The sequence below is a fragment of the Marisediminicola sp. LYQ85 genome (assembly GCF_046600695.1).
Lineage (GTDB): Bacteria > Actinomycetota > Actinomycetes > Actinomycetales > Microbacteriaceae > Marisediminicola.
In genome coordinates, this window is sequence record NZ_JBKIWO010000001.1 from 869,277 (window position 1) to 893,788 (window position 24,512).

At 67.2% G+C, this 24,512-nt stretch carries 25 protein-coding genes; 13 read left to right on the forward strand and 12 right to left on the reverse strand.

The window, feature by feature from the left end; translation table 11 throughout:
- The first annotated feature begins 37 nt into the window (after nucleotides 1-37).
- Nucleotides 38-1,276, forward strand: coding sequence for a glucose-1-phosphate adenylyltransferase (locus ACLHG5_RS04065; protein ID WP_411315477.1), 1,239 nt, complete (start codon nucleotides 38-40; stop codon nucleotides 1,274-1,276).
- A gap of 44 nt (nucleotides 1,277-1,320) precedes the next feature.
- On the forward strand, nucleotides 1,321-1,962 hold the full coding sequence (serB, locus tag ACLHG5_RS04070; protein ID WP_411317936.1) for a phosphoserine phosphatase SerB: 642 nt from the start codon (nucleotides 1,321-1,323) through the stop codon (nucleotides 1,960-1,962).
- 10 nt (nucleotides 1,963-1,972) lie between these two features.
- Here the strand turns inward: serB and fabG are convergent, their stop codons facing one another.
- Nucleotides 1,973-2,719, reverse strand: a complete 747-nt coding sequence (gene fabG, locus ACLHG5_RS04075) for a 3-oxoacyl-ACP reductase FabG (protein WP_411317937.1) — start codon at nucleotides 2,717-2,719, stop codon at nucleotides 1,973-1,975.
- Nucleotides 2,720-2,830: 111 nt separating this feature from the next.
- On the opposite strand from fabG, the gene ACLHG5_RS04080 reads away from it, so the two are divergent.
- The 3 genes from ACLHG5_RS04080 to ACLHG5_RS04090 are packed head-to-tail and all read left to right on the forward strand — an operon-like array spanning nucleotide 2,831 to nucleotide 4,223.
- Nucleotides 2,831-3,130, forward strand: coding sequence for a DUF3099 domain-containing protein (locus tag ACLHG5_RS04080; RefSeq protein ID WP_411317938.1), 300 nt, complete (start codon nucleotides 2,831-2,833; stop codon nucleotides 3,128-3,130).
- Nucleotides 3,127-3,372, forward strand: coding sequence for a hypothetical protein (locus ACLHG5_RS04085; RefSeq protein ID WP_411317939.1), 246 nt, complete (start codon nucleotides 3,127-3,129; stop codon nucleotides 3,370-3,372). Before ACLHG5_RS04080 ends, ACLHG5_RS04085 begins: the two co-directional genes overlap by 4 nt.
- The gene (locus tag ACLHG5_RS04090) at nucleotides 3,369-4,223 is read left to right on the forward strand and encodes an SURF1 family protein (RefSeq protein WP_411317940.1); all 855 of its coding nucleotides are present in this window, start codon (nucleotides 3,369-3,371) and stop codon (nucleotides 4,221-4,223) included. Before ACLHG5_RS04085 ends, ACLHG5_RS04090 begins: the two co-directional genes overlap by 4 nt.
- Nucleotides 4,224-4,256: 33 nt before the next feature.
- Here the strand turns inward: ACLHG5_RS04090 and ACLHG5_RS04095 are convergent, their stop codons facing one another.
- Nucleotides 4,257-5,855, reverse strand: a complete 1,599-nt coding sequence (locus ACLHG5_RS04095) for an ABC-F family ATP-binding cassette domain-containing protein (protein ID WP_411317941.1) — start codon at nucleotides 5,853-5,855, stop codon at nucleotides 4,257-4,259.
- 159 nt (nucleotides 5,856-6,014) lie between these two features.
- Here ACLHG5_RS04095 and ACLHG5_RS04100 point away from each other — a divergent pair, with 159 nt between their 5' ends.
- Nucleotides 6,015-6,635, forward strand: coding sequence for a biotin transporter BioY (locus ACLHG5_RS04100; RefSeq protein WP_411317942.1), 621 nt, complete (start codon nucleotides 6,015-6,017; stop codon nucleotides 6,633-6,635).
- Nucleotides 6,636-6,732: 97 nt separating this feature from the next.
- On the opposite strand, the gene ACLHG5_RS04105 is transcribed toward ACLHG5_RS04100, so the two are convergent.
- From ACLHG5_RS04105 to sufB, 5 genes are read right to left on the reverse strand one after another with little or no spacing between them, the layout of a single operon-like run.
- Complete coding sequence (locus ACLHG5_RS04105) at nucleotides 6,733-7,062, reverse strand: metal-sulfur cluster assembly factor (RefSeq protein WP_411315469.1); 330 nt, start codon at nucleotides 7,060-7,062, stop codon at nucleotides 6,733-6,735.
- A gap of 2 nt (nucleotides 7,063-7,064) precedes the next feature.
- Nucleotides 7,065-7,826, reverse strand: a complete 762-nt coding sequence (gene sufC / locus ACLHG5_RS04110) for a Fe-S cluster assembly ATPase SufC (protein ID WP_411315468.1) — start codon at nucleotides 7,824-7,826, stop codon at nucleotides 7,065-7,067.
- Between the two features lie 44 nt (nucleotides 7,827-7,870).
- Nucleotides 7,871-8,197 (reverse strand): non-heme iron oxygenase ferredoxin subunit, encoded by a 327-nt coding sequence (locus tag ACLHG5_RS04115; protein ID WP_411315467.1) that lies wholly within the window; start codon nucleotides 8,195-8,197, stop codon nucleotides 7,871-7,873.
- On the reverse strand, nucleotides 8,194-9,441 hold the full coding sequence (sufD, locus tag ACLHG5_RS04120; protein ID WP_411317943.1) for a Fe-S cluster assembly protein SufD: 1,248 nt from the start codon (nucleotides 9,439-9,441) through the stop codon (nucleotides 8,194-8,196). The genes ACLHG5_RS04115 and sufD overlap by 4 nt, the downstream gene beginning before the upstream one ends.
- Before the next feature lie 35 nt (nucleotides 9,442-9,476).
- Entirely contained in the window at nucleotides 9,477-10,895 is a 1,419-nt protein-coding gene (gene sufB, locus ACLHG5_RS04125; RefSeq protein WP_411315465.1) for a Fe-S cluster assembly protein SufB, read from the reverse strand.
- Nucleotides 10,896-11,271: 376 nt separating this feature from the next.
- Here sufB and ACLHG5_RS04130 point away from each other — a divergent pair, with 376 nt between their 5' ends.
- Complete coding sequence (locus ACLHG5_RS04130) at nucleotides 11,272-12,252, forward strand: COX15/CtaA family protein (protein WP_411317944.1); 981 nt, start codon at nucleotides 11,272-11,274, stop codon at nucleotides 12,250-12,252.
- A 60-nt stretch (nucleotides 12,253-12,312) separates the two neighbouring features.
- On the opposite strand, the gene ACLHG5_RS04135 is transcribed toward ACLHG5_RS04130, so the two are convergent.
- Entirely contained in the window at nucleotides 12,313-13,233 is a 921-nt protein-coding gene (locus tag ACLHG5_RS04135; protein WP_411315463.1) for a heme o synthase, read from the reverse strand.
- 296 nt (nucleotides 13,234-13,529) lie between these two features.
- Here ACLHG5_RS04135 and tkt point away from each other — a divergent pair, with 296 nt between their 5' ends.
- Genes tkt through pgl form a run of 6 tightly spaced genes read left to right on the forward strand, consistent with a single transcriptional unit; the run spans nucleotide 13,530 to nucleotide 21,739 of the window.
- The gene (gene tkt / locus ACLHG5_RS04140; RefSeq protein ID WP_411317945.1) at nucleotides 13,530-15,638 is read left to right on the forward strand and encodes a transketolase; all 2,109 of its coding nucleotides are present in this window, start codon (nucleotides 13,530-13,532) and stop codon (nucleotides 15,636-15,638) included.
- Between the two features lie 11 nt (nucleotides 15,639-15,649).
- Entirely contained in the window at nucleotides 15,650-16,828 is a 1,179-nt protein-coding gene (gene tal, locus ACLHG5_RS04145; RefSeq protein WP_411315461.1) for a transaldolase, read from the forward strand.
- Nucleotides 16,825-18,414: a glucose-6-phosphate isomerase gene (locus tag ACLHG5_RS04150; RefSeq protein WP_411317946.1), complete on the forward strand. Its 1,590-nt coding sequence runs from the start codon at nucleotides 16,825-16,827 to the stop codon at nucleotides 18,412-18,414. The genes tal and ACLHG5_RS04150 overlap by 4 nt, the downstream gene beginning before the upstream one ends.
- A 42-nt stretch (nucleotides 18,415-18,456) precedes the next feature.
- Nucleotides 18,457-19,998: a glucose-6-phosphate dehydrogenase gene (gene zwf / locus ACLHG5_RS04155; RefSeq protein WP_411315459.1), complete on the forward strand. Its 1,542-nt coding sequence runs from the start codon at nucleotides 18,457-18,459 to the stop codon at nucleotides 19,996-19,998.
- Nucleotides 19,995-20,972, forward strand: coding sequence for a glucose-6-phosphate dehydrogenase assembly protein OpcA (locus ACLHG5_RS04160; RefSeq protein ID WP_411317947.1), 978 nt, complete (start codon nucleotides 19,995-19,997; stop codon nucleotides 20,970-20,972). Before zwf ends, ACLHG5_RS04160 begins: the two co-directional genes overlap by 4 nt.
- Nucleotides 20,969-21,739, forward strand: coding sequence for a 6-phosphogluconolactonase (pgl, locus tag ACLHG5_RS04165; protein WP_411315457.1), 771 nt, complete (start codon nucleotides 20,969-20,971; stop codon nucleotides 21,737-21,739). Before ACLHG5_RS04160 ends, pgl begins: the two co-directional genes overlap by 4 nt.
- Nucleotides 21,740-21,820: 81 nt before the next feature.
- Here the strand turns inward: pgl and ACLHG5_RS04170 are convergent, their stop codons facing one another.
- Genes ACLHG5_RS04170 through ACLHG5_RS04185 form a run of 4 tightly spaced genes read right to left on the reverse strand, consistent with a single transcriptional unit; the run spans nucleotide 21,821 to nucleotide 24,507 of the window.
- Entirely contained in the window at nucleotides 21,821-22,189 is a 369-nt protein-coding gene (locus ACLHG5_RS04170; RefSeq protein ID WP_411315456.1) for an RNA polymerase-binding protein RbpA, read from the reverse strand.
- Between the two features lie 7 nt (nucleotides 22,190-22,196).
- On the reverse strand, nucleotides 22,197-22,448 hold the full coding sequence (secG, locus tag ACLHG5_RS04175; protein WP_411315455.1) for a preprotein translocase subunit SecG: 252 nt from the start codon (nucleotides 22,446-22,448) through the stop codon (nucleotides 22,197-22,199).
- A gap of 50 nt (nucleotides 22,449-22,498) precedes the next feature.
- Nucleotides 22,499-23,302 (reverse strand): triose-phosphate isomerase, encoded by an 804-nt coding sequence (gene tpiA / locus ACLHG5_RS04180; protein WP_411317948.1) that lies wholly within the window; start codon nucleotides 23,300-23,302, stop codon nucleotides 22,499-22,501.
- Entirely contained in the window at nucleotides 23,290-24,507 is a 1,218-nt protein-coding gene (locus ACLHG5_RS04185; protein WP_411317949.1) for a phosphoglycerate kinase, read from the reverse strand. The genes tpiA and ACLHG5_RS04185 overlap by 13 nt, the downstream gene beginning before the upstream one ends.
- Nucleotides 24,508-24,512 lie beyond the last annotated feature (5 nt).

Consider the following 24,512-nt stretch of genomic DNA (forward strand, 5'->3'; position numbering starts at 1 on the left):
AGTACACACGCTCGCCGCGGCCATCTAGGGTTGGGGAATGGCATCAAAGAAGATCTTCGGGATAGTCCTCGCCGGTGGCGAAGGAAAGCGGCTCATGCCCCTCACGGCCGACCGGGCCAAGCCCGCGGTTCCGTTCGGAGGCAATTACCGTCTCATCGACTTCGCGCTCTCCAACCTCATCAACTCGGGGATGCGCCAGATCGTCGTCTTGACGCAGTACAAGTCGCACAGCCTCGACCGCCACGTCTCGCAGACCTGGCGCCTCTCGGGCCTCACGAACTCCTACGTCGCGTCTGTGCCCGCCCAGCAGAGGCTCGGCAAGCGCTGGTTCGCCGGCTCGGCCGACGCGATCCTGCAGAGCCTCAACCTCCTCCGCGACGAGAAGCCCGACATCGTCGTCGTCGTCGGTGCCGACCACGTCTACCGCATGGACTTCGCCGAGATGATCGAGGCGCACATCGAGTCGGGGGCCGGTGTCACCGTCGCGGCGATCCGACAGCCGATCTCCCTCGCCGACCAGTTCGGCGTCATCGAGGTGAGCCCCGACGACCCCACGCGCATCAAGGCCTTCCTCGAGAAGCCGAAGGATGCCGTCGGCCTCGCCGACTCCCCCGACGAGGTGCTCGCCTCGATGGGCAACTACATCTTCAACGCCGACGTGCTCATGGACGCGGTCATCCGCGACGGTGACCTCGCGTCGTCGAACCACGACATGGGCGGCGACATCGTGCCGTGGTTCGTCTCGCAGGGGGATGCCGCGGTCTACGACCTCAACCGCAACGAGGTTCCGGGCGCGACCGATCGCGATCGCTACTACTGGCGCGATGTCGGAACGATCGACTCGTTCTTCGACGCGCACCAGGACCTCATCTCGGCGCTCCCGATCTTCAATCTCTACAACAACGAGTGGCCCATCTTCAATCAGCAGCTCAACGCCCCGCCCGCGAAGTTCGTGCGCGACTCGAGCGGCAACCTTGGCACGACGATCGACTCGATCGTGTCGCTCGGCTCGGTGCTCTCCGGAGCGCACATCGAGCGCAGCGTGCTCGGCCCCTGGGCGACCATCGGCGGGGGCGCGAAGGTCATCGATTCGATCGTCTTCGATCGCGTGCGCATCGGGCCCGGAGCGGAGATCCGCCGGGCTATCCTCGACAAGGAAGTCGTCGTGGCTGCGGGCGCGTCGGTCGGCCTCGATGCCGACGCCGATCGGGCTCGCGGTTTCACCGTGACCGACTCCGGAATCACCGTCGTGGGCAAGGGCGTTCACGTCTCCTGACCGCTCGTGCCTCCCGGGGCGCATCCGATCGAAAGCTCTCCCCCATGGCCCCCTTCCTCGTGGTTCTCGACGTCGACTCGACGCTCATCGAAGACGAGGTCATCGAGCTCCTCGCGGCGGAGGCCGGCGCTCTCGACGCTGTCGCGACGATCACGAGCGAGGCCATGAACGGTCGGCTCGATTTCGCGGCGAGTCTCGAGGCGCGCGTCGCGACGCTCGCCGGGCTCCCCGAGAGTGCGTTCGCCGCCGTGCTCGACAGGGTCACGGTCACGCGCGGGGTCGAGGAGCTCGTCGCCGGCGTGCACCGTGCCGGCGGTTTCGTGGGCGTCGTCTCGGGAGGGTTCCACGAGATCGTCGACACTCTCGCCGAGAGGCTCGGACTCGATTACTGGAGAGCGAACCGACTCGAGGTCGCCGACGGTTTTCTCACCGGTCGGGTCAGGGGCGACATCATCGATGCGCGCGCGAAGGCCGACACCGTCACGGAGTGGGCGTCCGACTGCGGCGTCGCGCTACGCCAGACCGTCGCGGTCGGAGACGGTGCGAACGACCTCGAGATGATGTCGATCACGGGTCTCTCGGTCGGTTTCGATGCGAAGGCGCCCGTGCGAGACGAGGCCGACGTCATCATGGATGTCCGCGACCTCGCGCAAGTGCTCCCCCTGCTGGGTCTCCCCCGACCCTGACCTCGCGCGGTCAGTGCCCCATGCCGAGACCACCGTCGACGGGGATGACCGCGCCGGAGATGTAGCCGGCGTCGTCACCCGAGATCCACGTGATGACCTTGGCGACCTCTGTCGCGGAAGCGAAGCGCGCCGCGGGGATCGACGCTTTGTACGCAGCCTGCTGCGCTTCGGGCAGTTCGGCGGTCATGTCCGTCTCGATGAACCCGGGGGCCACGACGTTCGCGGTGATGCCTCGGGCTCCGAGTTCGCGCGTCACCGAGCGAGCGAGGCCGATGAGACCGCTCTTCGACGCCGCGTAGTTCACCTGCCCCGCCGAACCGAGCAGTCCGACGACGCTCGAGACGAGAACGATGCGACCGAATCGCGCCTTGAGCATGCCCTTCGACGCGCGCTTGACGACACGGAAGGCTCCCGTGAGGTTGGTGTCGATGACGCTCGTGAAGTCGTCGTCGCTCATGCGCATGAGCAGGGTGTCGCGGGTGATCCCCGCGTTGGCCACGACGACCTCGACGGGCCCGAGGGCCGCTTCGACCTCGGTGAATGCCGCATCGATCGACGCGGCATCCGTCATCTCGGCGCGCACCGTGAGGGTTCCGGACGGGCCTTCGCCCGAGCGCGAGGTCACGGCGACACGGTGGCCCTGCGCGACGAACTGCTCGGCGATCGCGTAGCCGATGCCGCGATTGCCGCCCGTCACGAGCACGGTGCGTCCGGTCTTCGCCGTGGTGGTCTGAGCGGTGGTCGTGGTGTCTGTCATGAGGGTGGCCCTTCTGCCTCGCGTGCGGGCTTCTCCCGGCAAACTCACACAAGCCTAAGCCTAGGGTTGAGGGGTCACAGCAGGTTTCCGCCGAACAGGAAAACGCAACCCATGGCCAAGCAAACGGTGATCTCCTCGGTCACCTCGCTCCCCAAATCCCCGACGGATGCTCGGCGCGGCCGGATGCGCAATTACCTCATCGCCATGGGGATCCGGCTCATCTGCATCGCCCTGTGTTTCGTCGTCACGGGCTGGTGGCTCGCCGTCGTCGCCGTCGGTGCGATCGTTCTCCCGTACTTCGCCGTCGTGCTCGCGAACGTCGGGGGCGAGCAGGCCGGAATTGTCGAGCGCCCCGGCAGCATCGTTCCCGTGGCGCGGCCCGTTCCCCCGGCGCCCGGATCAGCCGAGTGATCGGTGGTCTCGGCGGGGGTGTCGACGAGGGTCCCCCGCGCTGCTCGCGCGCCGGATGCTCGAATGACGCCGCGTGGCAGGTCAATTGGCGTAACCCCCGCATCCACGGCCCCGAGCGTGTCAAGGTATGGCTCGCGTGCTCCGAGCACGACGAGTGGTTTCGCGAATACTTGAGCGGTCGCGACATGCCCGTGCAGATCACGCCCCTCGGCGTTAGCCTCGATCGGGTGGAGTCGGTGTGAGCGGGTGGGGTTTCGCGTTCTCGAAACGCTGGGCGGGGTATCTCGCCCTCACGATCGTGTTCGCGATCGTGTGCTCGATGCTCGGCATGTGGCAGTTCTCCCGTCGTGCCGACGCGCGAGCCGAGATCGACCGCATCGACACCAACTACGACGCCTCGCCCATCCCCGTCGACTCGGCTCTCGACTCACTGGATTCGTTCGAAGACGATCAGCGCTGGCTTCCCGTGCTTCTCGAGGGCAACTACCTCGCCGATGAGGAAGTGCTCGTGCGCAACCGACCGCGGTCGGGTCAGCCGGGGTTCGAGGTGCTCACGCCTTTCCTCCTCACCGACGGCAGCGTGTTCATCGTCGACCGCGGGTGGCTGCCGACGGGCTCCGAGCAGGATCTGCCCGACGACATCCCCGCCCCGCCGAGCGGCGAGGTCACCGTCTCCGCGCGCCTCAAGGCGGGCGAGCCCGTGCTCGGCTCGACCGAGCGCGTCGAGGGAACCAATCAGATCCGCACCGTGCACCTCGAGTATTTCGCCGACGAACTCGACGCTCCCGTCTACACGGGTGCTTACGGACTCGTCGCGACGCAGTCCCCCGAACCCGCCGAGGCGCCGCTCGTCAACCAGCGCCCCGTGCGCGATGAGGGTCCCCACCTCTCCTACGCCCTGCAGTGGTTCGTTTTCGCCGTCCTCGGGTTCATCGGTCTCGGCTGGGCGCTGCGCCAGGAGTACCGCGTCGTCAACGCCGACGATCCCGACGAGGTCGATCGCGCGACCGAGCGCGAGAAGCGCCGTGCCGCGCGCGCGCCGAACGACGACGACATCGAAGACGCCATCCTCGAGAGCGCCGATCGGCGCTGATCGCGCCGCAGCAGGCTCTCGCGCCGAGCGTGATCAGGCGAGGCTGATGAGATCCGCGTAGTCGCGGTTCCAGAAGTCCTCGGTGCCGTCCGGCAGGATGAGCACGCGCTCGGGGTTGAGCGCTTCGACCGCTCCCTCGTCGTGGCTCACGAGCACCACCGCGCCCGCGTAGTTGGCGAGGGCGTCGAGGATCTCCTCGCGGCTTGCGGGGTCGAGGTTGTTGGTCGGTTCGTCGAGGAGCAGCACGTTGGCTCCGGAGACGACGATCATCGCGAGAGCGAGTCGCGTCTTCTCGCCGCCCGAGAGCACGCCCGCGGGCTTGTGCGAATCGTCGCCCGTGAACAGGAACGAGCCGAGCACGCGACGCGCTTCCATCTCGGTGATCGTCGGTGACGACGACACCATGTTCTCGAGCACGCTGCGCTTCACGTCGATGGTCTCGTGCTCTTGCGCGTAGTAGCCGATGCGCAATCCGTGACCGGGCTCGATCTGCCCCGTGTCGGGTTCGTCGACGCCCGCGAGCATCCGCAGGAGCGTCGTCTTTCCGGCACCGTTGAAGCCGAGCACGACGACCTTCGACCCGCGGTCGATCGCGAGGTCGACGGCCGTGAAGATCTCGAGCGAGCCGTAGCTCTTGCTCAGATTGGAGGCCATGAGCGGCGTGCGGCCGCACGCGGCCGGCTCGGGGAACCGCAGCTTGGCGACCCGATCGGTCGCGCGCACCTCTTCGAGGCCCGAGAGCATCTTCTCGGCGCGACGCACCATCTGATGAGCGGAGGCGGCTTTCGAGGCTTTCGCTCCGAACTTGGCCGCCTGCGTCTGCAAGACCGAGGCCTTCTTCTCGACGTTGACGCGCTCTTTCTTGCGTCGCTCCTCGTCGGCCGCGCGCTGCTTGAGGTAGTTCTTCCAGCTCATGTTGTAGACGTCGATAACGGTGCGATTCGCGTCGAGGTAGAAGACCCTGTTGACGGTCTCCTCGACGAGCTCGATATCGTGACTGATCACGATGAGTCCGCCCTGGAACGACTTGAGGTAGTCGCGCAACCACACGACGGAATCGGCGTCGAGGTGGTTCGTCGGCTCGTCGAGGAGCATCGTGTCCGCTCCGGAGAAGAGGATGCGCGCGAGCTCGATGCGACGGCGCTGTCCACCGGAGAGCGTCGAGAGTGGTTGGTCGAGGATGCGATCGGGGAGGCTCAGGTTGCTCGCGATCGACGCCGCTTCCGCCTCGGCCGCGTATCCGCCGAGGGCGAGGAACCGGTCCTGCAGGTTGCCGTACTTCGTCATGGCCTTCTCGCTCACGGCGGAGTCGGCACTGCCCATGTCTGCGGCCGCGGTCTCCATCCCGAGGAGCAACTGGCCGAGGCCACGGGCGTCGAGGATGCGCGTGCGAGCGAGGTCCTCGGAGTTACCCGAGCGGGGATCCTGCGGGAGGTAACCGACCTCGCCACTGCGGTCGATGCGACCGTCGGTCGGCATCCCCTCGCCCGCGAGCACCTTGGTGAGGGTCGTCTTGCCGGCGCCGTTGCGACCGACGAGCCCGATCTTGTCACCGCTGTCGACGCGGAACGACACGCCTTGCATGAGCGTGCGCGCGCCGACGCGGAGCTCGAGGTCGTGTACGGAGAGCACAGGGTTTGTCCGATTCTTCTAGAGGATTCCGCGCGCTGGCGGGCGCGCCGAAGCGGCACGATTAGAGGGGGTCAGCCCTATAGTCTACGTTGACTGCCGCTGGCCCGCAGGCATCGGGATCGATGCGTGCGACGACCATTCCGACCGAGGAGCATTCCCATGACTTCAGCGCCACTCGACACCCCGTTCTCCGGGGCGCCGCGCCTCACCCTCGCCGACCGTCTCGTCACCCGGAGCCGCGCGGGCGACCTCGCCCTCATCGCGACGGGAGCTGCCGTCACCGCGGTCGCCGCGCAGATCGCCGTGCCGCTCTGGCCCGTTCCGATCACGGGGCAGACCCTCGCGGTGCTCCTCGTCGGGTCGACCCTCGGCGCGGTGCGCGGTGCTCTCTCGATGGTGCTCTACGCCGTGCTCGGCATCGTCGGTCTGCCGATCTTCAGTGACGGTTCCGCTGGCCTCTCGATCGTCGCGGGCCCGACCGGCGGATACATCATCGGCTTCGTCTTCGCCGCGGCGCTCGTCGGCTGGGTCGCAGAACGAGCCGGCGACCGCCGTGTTCTCGGTGCGGCGCTGTCGTTCCTCGGCGGCACCGTCGTGACGTTCGCCTTCGGACTGCCGTGGCTCGCGGCATCCCTCGGATTGACCCTCGAGCAGACCCTGCAGTCGGGGCTCTACCCGTTCATCATCGGCGGTCTCGTGAAGTCCGCCCTCGCCGCCGCGGCGATCCCCGCGGTGTGGGCGCTCCTGTCGCGTCGCGACGAGAACACCACGCGCGGCTAGCGCGTCGTCGCACGCAGAAGGGCCCGCCGCTACCGACGGGCCCTTCTGCGTTGTGCTGCCGCGCCGTGTGAGAACACCCGCGACGAGAGCGCAGCAGCTACATGCTGAAACCGAGCGCGCGCATCATGTCGCGACCGTCGTCGGTGATCTTCTCGGGGCCCCACGGCGGCATCCACACCCAGTTGATGCGGAACTGGTCGACGATGCCGTCGAGCGACTCGGCGGTCTGCTCCTCGAGCACGTCGGTCAGCGGGCATCCGGCCGACGTGAGGGTCATGCTGATGATGAGCGCGTCGTTCTCGTCATCCCACGTGAGGTCGTAGATGAGCCCGAGGTCGACGATGTTGATCCCGAGCTCGGGGTCCATGACGTCTTTGAGCGCCTCCTCGACCTTGTCGAAGAGGGCCGGAGCGAGAGCGACAGCCACGCTCAGATCACCGCCGGAGCGATGAAACGGTCGTAACCCTCGTTCTCGAGGCGGTCGGCGAGCTCGGGGCCGCCCTGCTCGGCGACACGGCCGTCGACGAACACGTGCACGAAGTCGGGCTTGATGTAGCGCAGGATGCGCGTGTAGTGCGTGATGAGCAGGAGGCCGAGTCCGCTCTCGGCCTTCGCGCGGTTGACTCCCTCGGAGACGATCTTGAGGGCGTCGACGTCGAGTCCCGAGTCGGTCTCGTCGAGGATCGCGAACTTGGGCTTGAGCAGTTCGAGCTGGAGGATCTCGTGGCGCTTCTTCTCACCGCCGGAGAACCCCTCGTTGACGTTGCGCTCGGCGAAGGTCGAGTCCATGCGCAGGTTCGTCATCGACTCGCGCACGTCCTTGACCCAGCCGCGGAGTGCCGGGGCTTCGCCGTCGAGGGCGGTCTTCGCCGTCCTGAGGAAGTTGGAGACCGTGACGCCGGGGATCTCGACGGGGTACTGCATCGCAAGGAAGAGGCCGGCGCGGGCGCGCTCGTCGACGGCCATGTCGAGCACCTCGGTTCCGTCGAGCTTCACGGAGCCGCCCTCGACGTGATACTTCGGGTGGCCGGCGATCGTGTAGGCGAGCGTGGACTTGCCCGACCCGTTGGGGCCCATGATGGCGTGGATCTCCCCCTCGTTGACGGTGAGATCGACCCCCTTGAGGATCTGCTTGTTTCCCTGCTCGGTCTCGACGCTGACGTGCAGGTCGGTGATTTCGAGAACAGACATGTGGTGGTCGCTTTCTGGCTGGGTGGTCGGCGCGTCGCGGAGCGTTACGCGCTGACGGGCGAGGCGGGGTCGATGAAGACCTCGCCGCCCTCGATGGTCACGGGATAGACGGGGACCGGCTCGTAGGCCGGGAGGGTGATGGGCTTGCCGGTCTCGAGTGAGAACTTCGAGCCGTGCGCCCAGCACTCGAGGGTCGCGCCCTCAACAAACCCCTCGGCGAGCGAGATGTCGCCGTGGGTGCAGGTGTCGCCGATGGCGTGCACCGTTCCGCTCGAGTCTTTGACGACGGCGATCGGAAGGCCGTCGATGACGACACGCACTGCCGCGTCGACCTCGAGGTCGCCCTCGTCACAGATTTTCACAGCGGTCATGATCGGGGTGCCTCCTCAGACACGAGGGCCGCTTCGATCGCGGCTTCGAGCCGCGCTTCGAGCTCGGGGGACGGGATCTTCTGCACGACCTCGGCGAGGAACCCGCGGACGACGAGTCGTCTCGCGATGTCTTCGCTGATGCCGCGCGCCTGCAGGTAGAACAACTGCTCGTCGTCGAATCGTCCCGACGCGCTCGCGTGTCCGGCTCCCGCGATGTCTCCGGTCTCGATCTCGAGGTTCGGGATCGAGTCCGCTCGCGCACCGTCGGTGAGCAGGAGGTTGCGGTTCTGCTCGTAGCTGTCGGTCGCGACACCCGAGCGGCGGATGAGGACGTCGCCGATCCACACGGACCGCGCACCCGTTCCCTGCAGTGCGCCCTTGTAGGTCACGCGGGAGCGGGTGTTCTCGGCGTCGTGGTCGACGAAGACCTGCTGCTCGATGTGCTGGCCGGCGCTCGAGAAGTAGGCGCCGTAGAGCTCGGCGTCGCCACCGGGGGCGTCGAGGTGCACGGAGGGATTGATGCGGATGACGTCGCCGTCGAGAGAGACGACGATGTGCCGCAGTCGCGCGTCGCGACCGACACGGGCGAAGTGGCTCGCGAGGTGCACCGCGTCGTCGTCCCACTGCTGCACGCTCACAACCGTGAGGTCGGCGCCGTCTCCGACGACGATCTCGACGTTCTCGCTGAGAAGTGCCGATCCGGTGTTCTCGAAGTAGACCGTTCCGACGCTGTGCGGCCGGGCCGTGATGACCGTGTGGGCCGCGCGTGCGCCACTGCCGAGCTCCGAGCGCGTCAGGGTGACCGATTGCGGGGTCTCGCCACTGATCGTCACGGAGAGGGCACGGCCGAAGGTCGACCACGCGTTCGCTGCCGCGCGGTCCTCGGGGATGCCCGCCGAGCCGATGCGATCGTCGTCGCGCCCGATCCATTCGATCGCGACATCGGAGCCGACATCCACGGCGTCGAAGGGCCAGTCGCTCGCGTCGAGCACGCCGGCGGTGAGGCCCGTGAGCTTGTCGAGCGGCGAGAACTTCCACGCGACGTCGCGACTCGTCACCGTCTCGAATCGCGTGACGTCGGTCGACGCGAACCGCTCGGATCGCGTCTGGACGGGCACGTAACTCGATCCCCCGTCCGAGCGCGGCACGCGCTCGGCCTGCACGGGTGTCTCGTCGGGTGTGGGACGGGTCGCGTCATCCGCCGCCGGAGCGGTGCCGGTCGGGGAGGTAGCAGGGAGTGACATCTAGGAGGGACGTCCTTTCGATGGGGGCGCGACGGTCATCCGACGCTGCCCTCCATGCCCATCTCGATGAGCTTGTTGAGTTCGAGTGCGTACTCCATGGGGAGTTCGCGGGAGATCGGCTCGATGAAGCCGCGCACGATCATAGCCATTGCTTCGTCTTCGGGCAGACCGCGGCTCTGCAGATAGAAGAGTTGCTCGGCACTCACTCGAGACACCGTGGCCTCGTGACCCATTTGAACGTCGTCCTCGCGGATGTCGGTCGTCGGGTAGGTGTCCGAGCGCGAGATGGTGTCGACGAGCAGAGCGTCGCACCGCACGGTGTTCGCGGAGTGGTGGGCCCCCTCGGCGATGCGGATCTCGCCGCGGTACCCGGTGCGGCCTCCGCCTCGAGCGATCGACTTGGAGACGATCGACGATTGCGTGTACGGCGCCATGTGGACCATCTTCGCGCCGGCGTCCTGGTGCTGGCCGGGGCCCGCGAACGCGACCGAGAGGGTCTCGCCCTTGGCGCGCTCCCCCACGAGGTAGATCGACGGGTACTTCATCGTGACCTTCGACCCGATGTTGCCGTCGATCCATTCCATGGTCGCGCCCTCGTGGGCGATCGCGCGCTTCGTCACGAGGTTGTAGACGTTGTTCGACCAGTTCTGGATGGTCGTGTAGCGCACGCGCGCGTTCTTCTTGACGATGATCTCGACGACGGCCGAGTGCAGCGAGTCGCTCTTGTAGATCGGAGCCGTGCAGCCCTCGATGTAGTGAACGTAGGATCCCTCGTCGGCGATGATGAGCGTTCTCTCGAACTGGCCCATGTTCTCCGTGTTGATGCGGAAGTACGCCTGGAGCGGGATCTCGACGTGCACGCCCTTGGGAACGTAGACGAACGATCCACCCGACCACACCGCCGTGTTGAGGGCGGCGAACTTGTTGTCCCCCTCGGGGATGACCGTTCCGAAGTACTCCTGGAAGATCTCCGGGTGCTCTTTGAGCGCCGTGTCGGTGTCCATGAAGATGACGCCCTGTGCTTCGAGCTCCGCGTTGATGGAGTGGAACACGACCTCGGACTCGTACTGCGCGGCGACACCCGAGACGAGGCGCTGGCGCTCGGCCTCCGGGATGCCGAGCTTCTCGTACGTGTTCCGGATGTCTTCGGGGAGGTCCTCCCACGTCTGCGCCTGCTTCTCGGTCGAGCGCACGAAGTACTTGATGTTGTCGAAGTCGATGCCCGACAGATCGGCACCCCACGTCGGCATCGGTTTCTTCGCGAAGAGCGAGAGTCCTTTGAGGCGCTTCTTGAGCATCCATTCGGGTTCGCTCTTGAGCGCCGAGATGTCGGCGACGACCTCCGGGGAGATGCCCCGTTTCGCGGATGCGCCGGCGACGTCGGAGTCCGACCATCCGAACTCGTAGATGCCGAGGCTCTCGAGTTCGGGTCGTTCGATGAGTACGTCTGACATGGCTACCTCTTTCCTACCGACCACAACCACGGTGGCCGAGGTGGTATTCCGTTGTGCTGCCCCGAAGGACTCGCCCGTTCCGGGTGCGTGCTGCGTGAGTAGTCGGGGACCCGCCGTGATTGCGGTCCCGGTGCGACTGTGTGCGGCGTCGCAACCTGATCCAGGGCATGCATCTGGACTCGGCAATTCTACAGGTGCACGGTCGGCCGCGGGGCTGTCGAGCCTGTGAAGGCGCCTGGCGCACCGAGCGAGGACTCGGCCTCGGTCCCGGCCTCGGTTCCGTCTGGGGTCTCTCAGATTGTGCCGCCGTAGAATCGCCTCTCACGAGCGTCGTCGGCCAATCGGCTCACCCGCCGTGCGACTTTCCGGGAGAGACATGAGTGGGCACGCCGACATCCGATCGATTCGAACTCGTTTCGTGGAGTGGCTGCCCCGCACGGTCGATCGTCGCGTGCGCGTCGCCGCGTGGGCCACGCTCATCGCGCAGACCCTCATCGTGGGCACCGGCGGGGCCGTGAGACTCACGGGATCAGGGCTCGGGTGCCCCACGTGGCCGCGCTGCACCCCGGAGTCGTTCATCAACACTCCGGAGATGGGCATCCACGGCATCATCGAGTTCGGCAACCGCTTGCTCACGTTCGCTCTCATCGCGATCGCCATCGTGATGTTCCTCTTCGTCGTGCGGATGCGCCGAGACCGCCCCGAGCTGTTCCGCCTCTCGGTCGTCATCGGGCTCGGAATCCCGTTCCAGGGCGTCATCGGAGGCATCACCGTGCTCACCGGGCTCAACCCCTACATCGTCGGACTCCACTTCGTTCTCTCGACCGTGCTCGTCGTCCTCTCGACGGTTCTGCTCTTCCGCGTCTATCGCGGGGCCCGGGGCGACTACGTCGCGGCACCACGCTGGTTCGTGCGAACCGCCTGGGTCTCCTCCGTCACGGTCGCGGTGACGATCGTCGTCGGCATCCTCGTGACGGGGTCGGGTCCGCACGCGGGAGACCACGGAGCGGCCCGCAACGACCTCGATCCCGAACTGATGCAGCACCTGCACAGCTACCCCGCATACGCGACCCTCGCGCTCACCCTCGTGCTGCTCGTCGCAGCCGTGCGACTGCGACTCGCGCGCGTCGTCCCCTTCGTGGTGGGGCTGCTCGCCGTCGAAGCGGTGCAGATCCTCGTGGGTATCACCCAGGCGCGGCTCGGACTGCCCGAGATCCTCGTCGGCATCCACATGGTTCTCGCATGTGTGCTCGCGAGCGCGATGACGGCCGTCATCCTCAGTACGAGGCAGCAGGTCGAGACCGAATCCGAGGACGAGATCGCGACCCTCGAGGCCCGCGTCGCCGCCACGAACTAGCGGTCGGTCGACGCGGGCTACCCGACACGGCGCCCGCGAGCGGCTGGTGCCCGACGGGAGTCAGAACGACAGCAGAGGGTCGACACCCACGGCGATGAAGAGCAGCGTGAGGTAGGAGATCGAGCTGTGGAAGACGCGCATCGGGCGCACGTCGCCCGGGCGGATCGCCCCGCTGTACAAACGGTGGGCCTCGAGGATGAACCATCCCCCGGCGACGATCGCGACAGCGGTGTAGACGATCCCCATCGACGCGACGGGGATGAGCAGCAGCGAGCACGCGACGGTAGCCCACGCGTAGAGCACCACCTGGAGGCCCACGAGAGTGCGGCCGCGCACGACCGCGAGCATCGGCACGTGCGCCTTCGCGTAGTCGGTGCGGTACTTCATCGAGAGCGGCCAGTAGTGCGGGGGCGTCCAGAGGAACACGACGAAGAAGAGGATGACGGGGGCCCACGCGATCGAGCCCGTGACGGCCGCCCATCCGATGAGCACCGGGAAGCACCCGGCGATACCGCCCCAGATGATGTTCTGCGACGTGCGGCGCTTGAGCCACATCGTGTAGACGACGACGTAGAAGAGGATCGCGAGGGCCGAGAACGCGGCGGCGAGCCACGTCGTCGTCGCGGCGAGCCACACGATCGAGACGACGCCGAGGATCCACGCGAAGACGAGAGCCTCGCGATCGGTCACCTCCCCCGTGACGAGGGGCCGGTTCTTCGTGCGGTCCATCACGCGGTCGATGTCGCGGTCGATGTAGCAATTGAACGCTCCCGCGGAGCCGGCACTCAGTGCGCCACCCACGAGCGTCGCGAGAACGAGCCACAGGCTCGGCAGACCGCCCTCGGCGAGAACCATGACGGGAGCTGTCGTCACGAGCAGAAGCTCGATCACGCGCGGTTTCGTGAGCGCGAGGTATGCCCGCGCTTTGCGCGCGAACCCGATCCGCTCGCGGGTCGCCGTCGGATGTGTGACTACGTCCATTGCTCCTCTAACGCGTGGATCTCCAGCGCAAAGTCTACCTCGACGCCTCCCTACGCTTTCCCGAGTGCGCGCGCAAGCCCGGTGCTCTGACGGCGAACACCGGGCGCTGTGAGGGTGCTCTCTCTATACTGGAAGCAGCTTGTCAGCCTCGAGCTCGCCCCGACTCCCCCTCACGGTGGTGTCGTCGCGCGCGACGATGTGAAGCACCGGTGCTCGATAGGCAAGTCACACCTCTACATCGTGGGGGCGAGCGCCGATGGCGGTCGCGCCCACCGCGAACGAAGGGTCATCAATCCGTGTCAGCTCTCCAGTGGGATCCCATCGACAGCCGAGCGGTAGACACCGCGCGAATCCTCGCGGCTGACGCCGTCGAGAAGGTCGGCAACGGCCACCCGGGAACCGCGATGAGCCTCGCTCCCGCCGCCTACCTCCTGTTCCAGAAGGTCATGCGCCGCGACCCGAGCGACAGCACCTGGATCGGCCGCGACCGGTTCATCCTCTCCGTCGGTCACAGCTCGCTCACGCAGTACACGCAGTTCTACCTCGGCGGCTACGGTCTCGAGCTCGACGACCTCAAGGCGCTCCGCACCTTCGAGTCGAAGACGCCGGGTCACCCCGAGTACGGCCACACCGACGGCGTCGAGATCACGACGGGTCCGCTCGGCCAGGGCCTCGCCTCCGCCGTGGGCTTCGCCTACGCCGCCCGCTTCGAGCGCGGTCTCTTCGACCCCGACGCTCCCACCGGCTCGAGCCCGTTCGACCACCACGTCTACGTGATCGCGGGCGACGGCGACCTGCAGGAGGGCATCACGAGCGAGGCATCCTCGCTCGCCGGCCACCAGCAGCTCGGCAACCTCATCGCGATCTACGACTCCAACCAGATCTCGATCGAAGACGACACGAACATCGCCTTCACCGAAGACGTCAAAGCGCGCTACGAGGCCTATCACTGGCAGGTGCAGGTCGTCGACTGGAAGAAGACGGGCGACTACGTCGAAGACGTCGAGGAGCTCAACCGTGCGATCGACGCGGCCAAGGCCGAGACGACGAAGCCGTCGCTCATCATCCTCCGCACCATCATCGGGTGGCCGTCGCCCAAGAAGCAGAACACCGGCAAGATCCACGGCTCCGCGCTCGGTGCCGAAGAGCTCGCGGCCGTGAAGACGGTTCTCGGGTTCGACCCCGAGCAGTCGTTCCAGGTCGACGACGACGTCATCGCCCACACGCGCAAAGCCGTCGAGCGTGGCCAGGCGGCTCACGCCGAATGGAACGAGCAGTTCGACGCGTGGGCGAAGGCGAACCCCGAGCGCAAGGTCCTCCTCGACCGCGTTCTCGCCGGCGACCTCCCCGAGGGTGTCGTCGACGCGCTCCCCGTCTTCGAGTCGGGCAAAGACGTGTCGACTCGCGCCGCATCGGGCAAGGTGCTCAACGCGCTCGGGCCGGTCATCCCCGAGCTCTGGGGCGGTTCGGCCGACCTCGCCGAGTCGAACAACACGACCCTCGAGGCCTCCCCCTCCTTCGTTCCCGCGGAGCACTCGACAGGCGAGTGGACCGGAAACGAGTACGGCCGCGTGCTGCACTTCGGAATCCGCGAGCACGCGATGGGCGCGATCCTCAACGGCATCGTCCTCCACGGCAACACCCGCCCCTTCGGCGGAACGTTCCTCATCTTCAGCGACTACATGCGCCCCGCGGTTCGACTCGCGGCTCTCATGCAGGCGCCGTCGATCTTCGTCTGGACCCACGACTCCGTCGCGCTCGGCGGCGACGGACCGACGCACCAGCCGGTCGAGCAGCTGTGGTCGCTCCGCGCGATCCCCGGACTCGACGTCGTGCGACCCGCCGACGCCAACGAGACCGCTCACGCGTGGCACGCCATTCTGGGACGTCGTCGCGGACCCGCGGGCATCGTCCTCTCGCGCCAGAACCTCCCGGTCTTCCCGCGAGGCGAGGGCGCAGCCGAGGGCGAGACTTTCGCCTCGGCCGAGGGCACAGGCAAGGGCGCATACGTTCTGGCCGACGCCGCAACCGGTTCCCCCGACGTCATCCTCATCGCGACGGGCTCCGAGGTGCAGTTCGCCATCGAGGCCCGCGAAGCGCTCGCGGCCGAGGGAATCGGCGCTCGCGTCGTCTCGGCACCGAGCCTCGAGTGGTTCTCGGAGCAGTCAGACGAGTACCGCGAGTCGGTTCTCCCGACATCGGTCAAGGCCCGCGTCTCCGTCGAGGCGGGGATCGCCCTCGGCTGGCGCGAGTACGTCGGTGACAGCGGTCGCAGTGTGTCGATCGAGCACTTCGGTGCCTCGGCCGACTACGAGACCCTCTACCGCGAATTCGGCATGACGACCGAGCACGTCGTCTCCGCAGCAAAAGAATCTCTGGCCGCCGCTCAGGCCACCAGCAACTGAGAGAAGAAGACATGACTGAGAACACCACTCCCACCAAAGCTCTCTCCGAGGTCGGGGTCAGCATCTGGCTCGACGACCTCTCCCGCGAACGGATCAACTCGGGCGGGCTGCAGAAGCTCATCGCCGAGAAGAACGTCGTGGGCATCACGACCAACCCGACCATCTTCGCGAGCGCTCTCGCGAAGGGCGAGGCCTACGACGCGCAAATCTCCGAGCTCGCCGCGAAGGGCACGAACGTGACCGACGCCGTCTTCGAGATCACCACGGACGACGTCGCCGCCGCGAGTGACATCTTCCGCGAGGTGTACGACTCGACCTCGGGCTTCGACGGTCGCGTGTCGATCGAGGTCGAGCCCGGGCTCGCCCACGACGCCGCCGGAACCTTCGAGGAGGCCAAGCGACTGTGGGCCAAGGTCGCGCGCCCCAACGCGATGATCAAGATCCCCGCGACGGTCGAGGGCCTCGAGGCCATCGCCGACACCATCGGTGAGGGCATCAGCGTCAACGTGACCCTCATCTTCAGCCTCGAGCGCTACCGCGAGGTCATCAACTCCTACCTCACGGGTCTCGAAAAGGCGAAGTCGAAGGGCATCGACCTCTCGACCATCCACTCGGTCGCGTCGTTCTTCGTGTCGCGCGTCGACACCGAGATCGATAAGCGACTCGAGGCCATCGGCACCGACGAGGCCGTTTCGCTCAAGAGCAAGGCGGGCGTTGCGAACGCCCAGCTCGCCTACCAGGTCTTCGAGCAGTCGTTCTCGAGCGAGCGGGCGTCGCAGCTCCTCACCGGCGGTGCGAACAAGCAGCGCCCGCTTTGGGCGTCCACGGGGGTCAAAGACCCGAACCTGCCCGACACGCTCTACGTGACCGAGCTCGCCGTCACCGACACCGTCAACACGATGCCCGAGAAGACCCTCGAGGCCACGTTCGACCACGCCGAGGTCACCGGGGATGCCGTGACCGGCTCCTACGACGCCGCGAACGGCGTGCTCGACGCGCTCGACCGCCTCGGCATCTCCTACGACGAGGTGACAGCGCAGCTCGAAACCGAGGGCGTCGACAAGTTCGTCGTGTCGTGGAACGAACTGCTCGACACCGTGACCGCAGCGCTCGAAGCATCGGCGTCGGCGAGTCAGCCGGGCGCCGACAACTCCGAGCCCGCGACGATCACCCCGGAGAGCGCACAGTGAGCTTCGACATCGCGGTCACCGGCCCCGCCGCCGAGGCGGTCGCTCGCGTCGTTCCGACGCTTGTCGCCGACGGCGTCGCCTCCGGCATCATGACGCAGAACGGCTCCCTCTGGGGTCCGGACGCCGAGTCCGAGGCGACCAAGCGTCTCGGGTGGGTCGAGGCCGTCGCCATCTCGCAGACGCTGGTTCCCGGCATCCTCGAGTTGCGCGACGCGCTGCGTGACCGCGGTGTCGACCACATCGTGCTCGGGGGGATGGGCGGCTCCTCGCTCGCCCCCGAGGTCATCACGAAGACGGCGGGAGTCGAGCTCACGGTTCTCGATGCCACGGCCCCGGGTCAAGTGCTCGCGGCTCTCGGCGACAGGCTCTCGACGACCGCCGTCGTCATCTCGTCGAAGTCCGGTTCGACAGTCGAGACCGACAGCCAGAAGCGCGTCTACGAGCACGCTTTCCGCTCGGCGGGTATCGATCCGGTCGAGCGCATCGTCATCGTCACCGATCCCGGATCGCCGCTCGACGAATCCGCTCGATCTGACGGCTACGCGGTGTTCAACGCCGACCCGAACGTCGGAGGCCGCTACTCGGCTCTCACGGCGTTCGGTCTCGTTCCGTCGGGGCTCGCGGGCGTCGACATCGAGGCCCTCCTCGACGAGGCGGGATCGGTGAGCCTCCAGCTCGCCCTCGACAACGACGAGAACCCCGGTCTCGTGCTCGCCGCGGCGATCGCGGGGACCTCGCCCCTCAAAGACAAGCTCGGCATCGTCTCCGACGGAACCCACATCGTCGGGTTCGGCGACTGGGTCGAGCAGCTCATCGCCGAGTCGACAGGAAAGGACGGCCGCGGTCTCCTGCCTGTCGTGCTCGAGATCGACGCGCCCGAGATCGGGGCATCCATTCCCGACCTCCAGATCGTGCGGCTCGTCGAAAGCCGCAAGGAGACCGAGGAGGTCGCCGACGGCGAGATCGAGATCAGCGGCACCCTCGGTGCTCAGATCCTCGTCTGGGAGTTCGCGACGGCCGTCGCCGGTCGCCTTCTCGGCATCAACCCGTTCGACCAGCCCGACGTCGAGTCGGCCAAGATCGCGACGCGCGGTCTTCTCGACGCGCGCCCCGAGGCGACGGAGCCGCTCTTCGTCGAAGACGGCATCGAGGTGCGGGGAACCGCGTCCGCGTCGTCGTCGGTGCGCACCGCCGTCGACGAGCTTCTCGCGCAACTGGGCCCCGACGGCTACGTCGCGATCCAGGCCTACGTCGACCGCACGGCGCTCCCCGAGCTCGCCGAGCTGCGCTCGGTTATCGCGGCACGCACGGGTCGTCCCGTGACGTTCGGATGGGGACCGCGGTTCCTGCACTCCACGGGCCAGTTCCACAAGGGTGGGCCGGCGGTCGGAGTGTTCCTGCAGATCACGGCGACGGAGACCGTCGACCTCGACATCCCCGAGCGTCCGTTCACCTTCGGTCAGCTCATCGCCGCGCAAGCGGCGGGCGACGCGAGCGTGCTCGTCGACCACGGTCGGCCGGTTGTCACGCTCACGCTCACCGACGGGGCGGCGTCGGCCACGACGCTCTCCCGCATCCTCGCCTGACGGCCGGGATCCCGCTCTACTTCGCAGTCAATTAGGAGACGTATGTCGCCGGTGGATATCACCCCGGAGTTCAACCCGCTGAGAATCGCGAGCGATCGCCGACTCAACCGCATCGCCGGCCCCAGCGGCCTTATCATCTTCGGGGTTACCGGAGACCTGTCACGCAAGAAGCTCATGCCGGCGGTGTACGACCTCGCCAACCGGGGGCTCCTGCCCCCGGGGTTCGCCCTCGTCGGGTTCGCCCGCCGGGACTGGGACACCCAGGACTTCGAGCAGGTCGTCTACGACGCGGTCAAGCAGTACTCTCGGACTCCGTTCGACGAGGATGTCTGGAAGCAACTGGCTCAGGGAATCCGTTTCGTCCAGGGAGAGTTTGACGACGACGCCGCGTTCGCGCAGCTGAAGGAGACGGTCGAGGAGCTCGACGAGCACCGCGGAACCATGGGAAACCACGCGTTCTACCTATCGATCCCGCCGAAGTCGTTCCCGCAGGTCACCGAGCAGCTCCGTCGCTCGGGGCTCGCCGAGCAGAAGGACGGCCAGTGGCGGCGCGTCGTGATCGAGAAGCCCTTCGGGAGCGATCTCAAGACCGCGCGTGAGCTCAACGACGTCGTCGAGTCGGTGTTCCCCGCCGACTCGGTGTTCCGCATCGACCACTATCTCGGCAAAGAGACGGTGCAGAACATCCTCGCGCTGCGCTTCGCCAACCAGCTCTACGAACCCCTGTGGAACTCGAACTACGTCGACCACGTGCAGATCACGATGGCCGAGGACATCGGGGTCGGAGGCCGAGCGGGGTACTACGACGGTATCGGCGCCGCGCGCGACGTCATCCAGAACCACCTCCTGCAGCTTCTCGCCCTCACCGCGATGGAGGAGCCCGTCTCATTCGACGCCGCAGACCTGCGGGCGGAGAAAGAGAAGGTGCTCTCCGCCGTGCGGCTGCCGAAGGACCTCTCCACGGCGACCGCTCGAGGTCAGTACTCGAGCGGTTGGCAGGGAGGCGAGAAGGTCCTCGGATTCCTGGAGGAAGACGGGATGGATCCCGGTTCGCTCACCGAGACCTACGCCGCGATGCGCCTCGACATCGGCACGCGGCGGTGGGCGGGAGTGCCGTTCTACTTGCGTGCGGGCAAGCGACTCGGGCGTCGCGTCACGGAGATCGCCGTCGTGTTCAAGCGCGCTCCCCAGCAGCTCTTCGCCGAGAGTCAGACCTCGGCTCTCGGGCAGAACGCCCTCGTCATCCGCGTGCAGCCCGACGAGGGGGTCACGATCCGTTTCGGGTCCAAGGTTCCCGGCGCCGGCGTGCAAGTGCGCGACGTCACCATGGACTTCGGCTACGGTCACGCCTTCACCGAAGCGAGCCCCGAAGCCTACGAGCGACTCATCCTCGACGTGCTCCTCGGTGACCCGCCGCTCTTCCCCCGCCACCAGGAGGTGGAGTTGAGCTGGAAGATCCTCGACCCCATCGAGGAGTTCTGGGCCACCCAGGGCCAGCCCGAGCAGTACCGCCCCGGAACCTGGGGTCCCGATTCCGCCGACCGGCTGCTCGCTCGCGACGGCCGCACCTGGAGACGCCCATGATCGTCGACCTGCCAGACACCACGACGAGTCGCATCTCGAAGACCCTCGTCAAGATCCGCGAGGAGGGCGGCGCCGTCGCCCTCGGTCGCGTGCTGACCCTCGTGATCTCGACGTCGCTCGGGCACGAAGAGGAGGCGATCGAGGCGGCGAACGATGCCTCTCGCGAGCACCCCATGCGCGTCATCGTCATCTCGACCGCGGGCTCGGGCGCGACCTCGGACGAGGGCACGCGGCTCGACGCGCAGATCCGCGTCGGTGGCGACGCCGGAGCGAGCGAGGTCATCGTTCTCAAGGCCCACGGTGAGATGAGCAGAGACGAAGAGGGTCTCGTCACCGGACTCCTGCTGCCCGACGCTCCCGTCGTCGCGTGGTGGCCGGGCGAGGCTCCGGATGTCGTCTCGACCTCGCCGCTCGGACGCATCGCGCAGCGCCGCATCACCGACGCCGCGGCGCAGCCCGATCCCCGCCGCTTCCTCGAGCACCTCTCGTCGACCTACGCGCCCGGCGACACCGACTTCGCCTGGACGAGGCTCACCCTGTGGCGCGCCCAGCTCGCCGCGGTGCTCGACCAGCCCCCGTTCGAACCGATCCTCGCCGCGAACGTGCACGGGGCCGAGGCGTCGCCGTCGACGAGTCTTCTCGCCGCGTGGTTGCGCCTGCAATTGGAACTCCCGGTGGAACACACCATCACGGAGTCCCCGGTCGGATCGAGCGGCATCCACGGTGTCGTCTTGAACCGCGCGTCCGGCGACATCGAGCTCGAGCGGTCGCAGCCCAACATCGTGACTCTCGTGCAACCCGGGCAGCCGACCCACGACATCTCGCTCCCCCGGCGCTCGATGCGCGAGTGCCTCGCTGAAGAGCTTCGACGACTCGACCCCGACGACCTCTTCGGCCACGTCATCACCCACGGCTTCTCCGTGAGTGGCGACGACGTCGATACGTCCACGAAGGTCGGAAAGGGCCCCGAATGAGCGCGGATCGCCGAGTACTCGTCCACCAGGACGCCGCGGGTCTCGCGGGCGCGGTCGCCGCGCGCTTCATCACGAAGGTCATCGACCTCCTCGACGAGAAGCCCGAGGTGCACATCGCGCTCACGGGCGGTGGGGTCGGCACCGGCATCCTGCGGGCCATCGCCGAGTCGGGCGCGCGGGATTCAATCGACTGGTCTCGAGTGCACGTGTGGTGGGGCGACGAGCGGTGGGTGCCGCGAGGCGACTCCGACCGCAACGACACGGGAGCGTTCGAGGCCCTGCTGTCTCACGTGGCCGTGCGTGACGACCGAGTGCACACCTTCCCGGCGAGTGACGACGGAATGGACCTCGACGAGGGTGCGGATGCCTACGCGTCGACCCTCCGCGACGCGGCGTCCGACGGCGCCGACTTCCCCGTGTTCGACATCCTGTTCCTCGGCGTCGGACCCGACGGCCACATCGCATCGCTCTTTCCGGACAGTGCCGGGGTCGAGACCACGGGGCGGTCGGTCATCGCCGTGCGCGAGTCACCCAAGCCGCCGTCGGAGCGCTTGAGCCTCACTTTCGACGTCATCAACAACGCCGATCGCATCTGGCTGTGCCTCGCCGGGGCGGACAAGGCATCCGCTCTCGGCCTCGCTCTCGCGGGAGCAGGCCCGTCGTCGGTGCCCGCCTCGGGTGCGCGCGGGCGCAAGCGCACCGTGTTCTTCGTCGACAGCGCGGCGGCCGCCGAAGTTCCCGAAGATCTCATCAGCAGCGAGTACTGACACTCTCGCACCGCACACGACGACATTGGGCCCCTCCGATCGGAGGGGCCCAGTGTCGTTGAGACAGCTACGTCGCGGCTTCTACTTCTCCGACGCGATGCGCGCACGCCGCGTGCGGAGTGCGACGATCGCCTCGTTGAGGAGCTCCGCGGCCTCTTCTTCGGTGCGGCGCTCTTTCACGTAGGCGAGATGGGTCTTGTACGGCTCGAGCTTCGCGAGGCTCGGGGGGTTCTCTTTGTCTCGCCCCGCGGGGAGACCCGATTGCGGGGAGTCGATCGTCTCGGGGATCTCCTCGTCGGGGAGGGCCGCGGAGAAGTACCGCACCGTCTCGTTGCCGAGGGCGTCCCAGTACGACACGGCGATCCGGTCGGCGTGGAAACCCCGATCCTGCTCGCCCATGGGGCCGGCGCCGACCCGCGATCCTCTGATTGCACTTCCGCCAGAAGCCATGACGTTCCTAACCCACGCTGTCGAATTTGGTGATGAGCCCGAGCACGATGATGCACGTGATCCAGAACAGCCCGAGGATCACCGTGATGCGATTGAGGTTGCGCTCGGCGACCCCGGACGCACCGAGGTTCGAGGTGACTCCCCCACCGAACATGTCGGAGAGACCGCCGCCGCGCCCCTTGTGCAAGAGGATGAGCAGGGTCAGCAGGATGCTCACGATGCCGAGCAACACCTGCAGGATGACCTGGAGAATTTCCACAAAAAGCCTTTCGGGACCGCGGTAAAACCGTTGATCAGTATAACGGCAGGTCAGACACCGACATGCTTCTGGAAGCGAACGATGCTCGAGAACTCGTCGATGTCGAGGCTCGCGCCACCGACGAGGGCGCCGTCGATGTCGGCTTCGCGCAGGAAGCCTGCGATGTTGCCCGACTTGACCGAACCGCCGTAGAGGATGCGCGTGGCTGCAGCCACGTCGTCACCGAGTGCCTCGGCGATGACCGCGCGAAGCGGCGCCGCGACCTGCTGCGCTTGATCGGGCGTCGCGGCCTGACCGGAGCCGATGGCCCAGACGGGCTCGTACGCCACCACGATGTCCGACCCCGCGGGGAGTGTCGCGAGGATGGTACGCAATTGGGCGACGGGCACGGCACTCGGACCGTGCTTCTCGAGGTCGTCGGCGGTCTCCCCGACGCAGATGACCGGGACGAGTCCGTGCTTCACGGCCGCCGCGGCTTTCGCGCCGACGATCTCGTCGGTCTCACCGTGGAGGGTGCGTCGCTCGGAGTGGCCGACGAGCACGTATCGGCAATCGAGGGCCGCGAGGAACGCACCCGAGATCTCGCCGGTGTACGCGCCGCTGTCGTGCTGCGAGACATCCTGACCGCCGTACTGGATCGGCAGTTTGTCGGCACCCACGAGCGTCTGCACCGAGCGGATGTCGGTGAACGGCGGAAACACCGCTACGTCGATTCCGTCGAAGTCGACGCTCGCGTCTTTGAGGCTCCACGCGAGCTTCTGCACGAAGGCGATCGCCTGCAGGTGGTCGAGGTTGAGCTTCCAGTTGCCCGCGATCAGCGGGATGCGAGCTGCCGGCGTGGTCACGCTTGCCATCCGAGTATCTCCAGTCCTGGGAGTCGCTTACCCTCGAGGAACTCGAGGCTCGCGCCGCCTCCCGTCGAAATGTGCCCGAACTGGTCGTCCGAGAATCCGAGTGCGCGCACGGCGGCTGCCGAGTCGCCACCTCCGACGACGGAGAGTCCGCTGACGTCGGTGAGGGCGGACGCGACGGCGCGCGTGCCTTCCGCGAACGCGTCGATCTCGAACACGCCCATGGGGCCGTTCCAGAAGACCGTCGTCGACGCGCGGATGACCTCGGCGAACCGTGCTGCGGAGTCCGGGCCGATGTCGAGACCGAGTCCCGAGGCGCCGAAGTCGGTGTCCTGCATGGCCTCGGCGGGGGTGACGACGTGCTCAGCGTCGGCGCCGAATTTCGAGGCCACGACGATGTCCGTCGGAAGCACGATGTCGACACCGTGTCGCTTCGCCTCGTCGAGGTATCCCTTGACGGTGTCGATCTGGTCTCGCTCGAGCAGGCTCGCACCGACCTCGTGTCCGAGAGCGGCGAGGAAGGTGAAGACCATTCCGCCTCCGACGAGGATGGAGTCGACCCTCGGCAGCAGGTGGTCGATGACGCCGAGCTTGTCGGAGACCTTCGAGCCGCCGAGCACGACCGTGTACGGTCTCTCGGGCGATTCGGTCAGACGGTCGAGCACTTCGAGCTCGCTCGCGATGAGAGTGCCCGCAGCACTCGGAAGCAGAGTCGCGAGTTCGTAGACGCTCGCTTGCTTGCGGTGCACGACACCGAAACCGTCGGAGACGTAGGCGTCGCCGAGGTCGGCGAGCTCGGACGCGAACTCGCCGCGCTCGGCATCGTCTTTGGACGTCTCGCGCGCATCGAAGCGGAGATTCTCGAGCACGACCACGTGGCCGTCCTCGAGGGCGTCGACGGCCGAGCGCGCGGCGGGTCCGACGGTGTCGTCGGCGAAGACGACACTCGACCCGAGGAGCGTGCTGAGACGCTGCGCGACCGGTGCGAGCGAGAACTCGGAGTTCGGCTTGCCGTCGGGTCGTCCGAGGTGCGAGATGACGACGACGCGCGCCCCCGCTGCCGACAGTTCGGACACTGTCGGCAGCGAGGCGCGGATACGGCCGTCGTCGGTGATCTCGCCGTTCTTCAGTGGAACGTTGAGATCACAGCGCACGACGACGCGCTTGCCCGCGAGAGACCCGAGCGATTCGATGGTGCGAAGCGACACGGGGA

Excerpts from the sequence above, each read along its gene's own strand:
- ACLHG5_RS04080 (WP_411317938.1), top strand. The coding sequence starts at position 2,831 with ATGGCCAAGCAAACGGTGATCTCCTCGGTCACCTCGCTCCCCAAATCC.
- ACLHG5_RS04135 (WP_411315463.1), bottom strand. The coding sequence starts at position 13,233 with ATGGACGTAGTCACACATCCGACGGCGACCCGCGAGCGGATCGGGTTC.
- sufC (WP_411315468.1), bottom strand. The coding sequence starts at position 7,826 with ATGTCTGTTCTCGAAATCACCGACCTGCACGTCAGCGTCGAGACCGAG.
- ACLHG5_RS04130 (WP_411317944.1), top strand. The coding sequence starts at position 11,272 with ATGAGTGGGCACGCCGACATCCGATCGATTCGAACTCGTTTCGTGGAG.
- zwf (WP_411315459.1), top strand. The coding sequence starts at position 18,457 with ATGTCGCCGGTGGATATCACCCCGGAGTTCAACCCGCTGAGAATCGCG.
- ACLHG5_RS04100 (WP_411317942.1), top strand. The coding sequence starts at position 6,015 with ATGACTTCAGCGCCACTCGACACCCCGTTCTCCGGGGCGCCGCGCCTC.
- ACLHG5_RS04115 (WP_411315467.1), bottom strand. The coding sequence starts at position 8,197 with ATGACCGCTGTGAAAATCTGTGACGAGGGCGACCTCGAGGTCGACGCG.
- sufB (WP_411315465.1), bottom strand. The coding sequence starts at position 10,895 with ATGTCAGACGTACTCATCGAACGACCCGAACTCGAGAGCCTCGGCATC.
- tpiA (WP_411317948.1), bottom strand. The coding sequence starts at position 23,302 with ATGGCAAGCGTGACCACGCCGGCAGCTCGCATCCCGCTGATCGCGGGC.
- tal (WP_411315461.1), top strand. The coding sequence starts at position 15,650 with ATGACTGAGAACACCACTCCCACCAAAGCTCTCTCCGAGGTCGGGGTC.
- ACLHG5_RS04065 (WP_411315477.1), top strand. The coding sequence starts at position 38 with ATGGCATCAAAGAAGATCTTCGGGATAGTCCTCGCCGGTGGCGAAGGA.
- fabG (WP_411317937.1), bottom strand. The coding sequence starts at position 2,719 with ATGACAGACACCACGACCACCGCTCAGACCACCACGGCGAAGACCGGA.
- serB (WP_411317936.1), top strand. The coding sequence starts at position 1,321 with ATGGCCCCCTTCCTCGTGGTTCTCGACGTCGACTCGACGCTCATCGAA.
- pgl (WP_411315457.1), top strand. The coding sequence starts at position 20,969 with ATGAGCGCGGATCGCCGAGTACTCGTCCACCAGGACGCCGCGGGTCTC.
- ACLHG5_RS04160 (WP_411317947.1), top strand. The coding sequence starts at position 19,995 with ATGATCGTCGACCTGCCAGACACCACGACGAGTCGCATCTCGAAGACC.
- sufD (WP_411317943.1), bottom strand. The coding sequence starts at position 9,441 with ATGTCACTCCCTGCTACCTCCCCGACCGGCACCGCTCCGGCGGCGGAT.
- ACLHG5_RS04170 (WP_411315456.1), bottom strand. The coding sequence starts at position 22,189 with ATGGCTTCTGGCGGAAGTGCAATCAGAGGATCGCGGGTCGGCGCCGGC.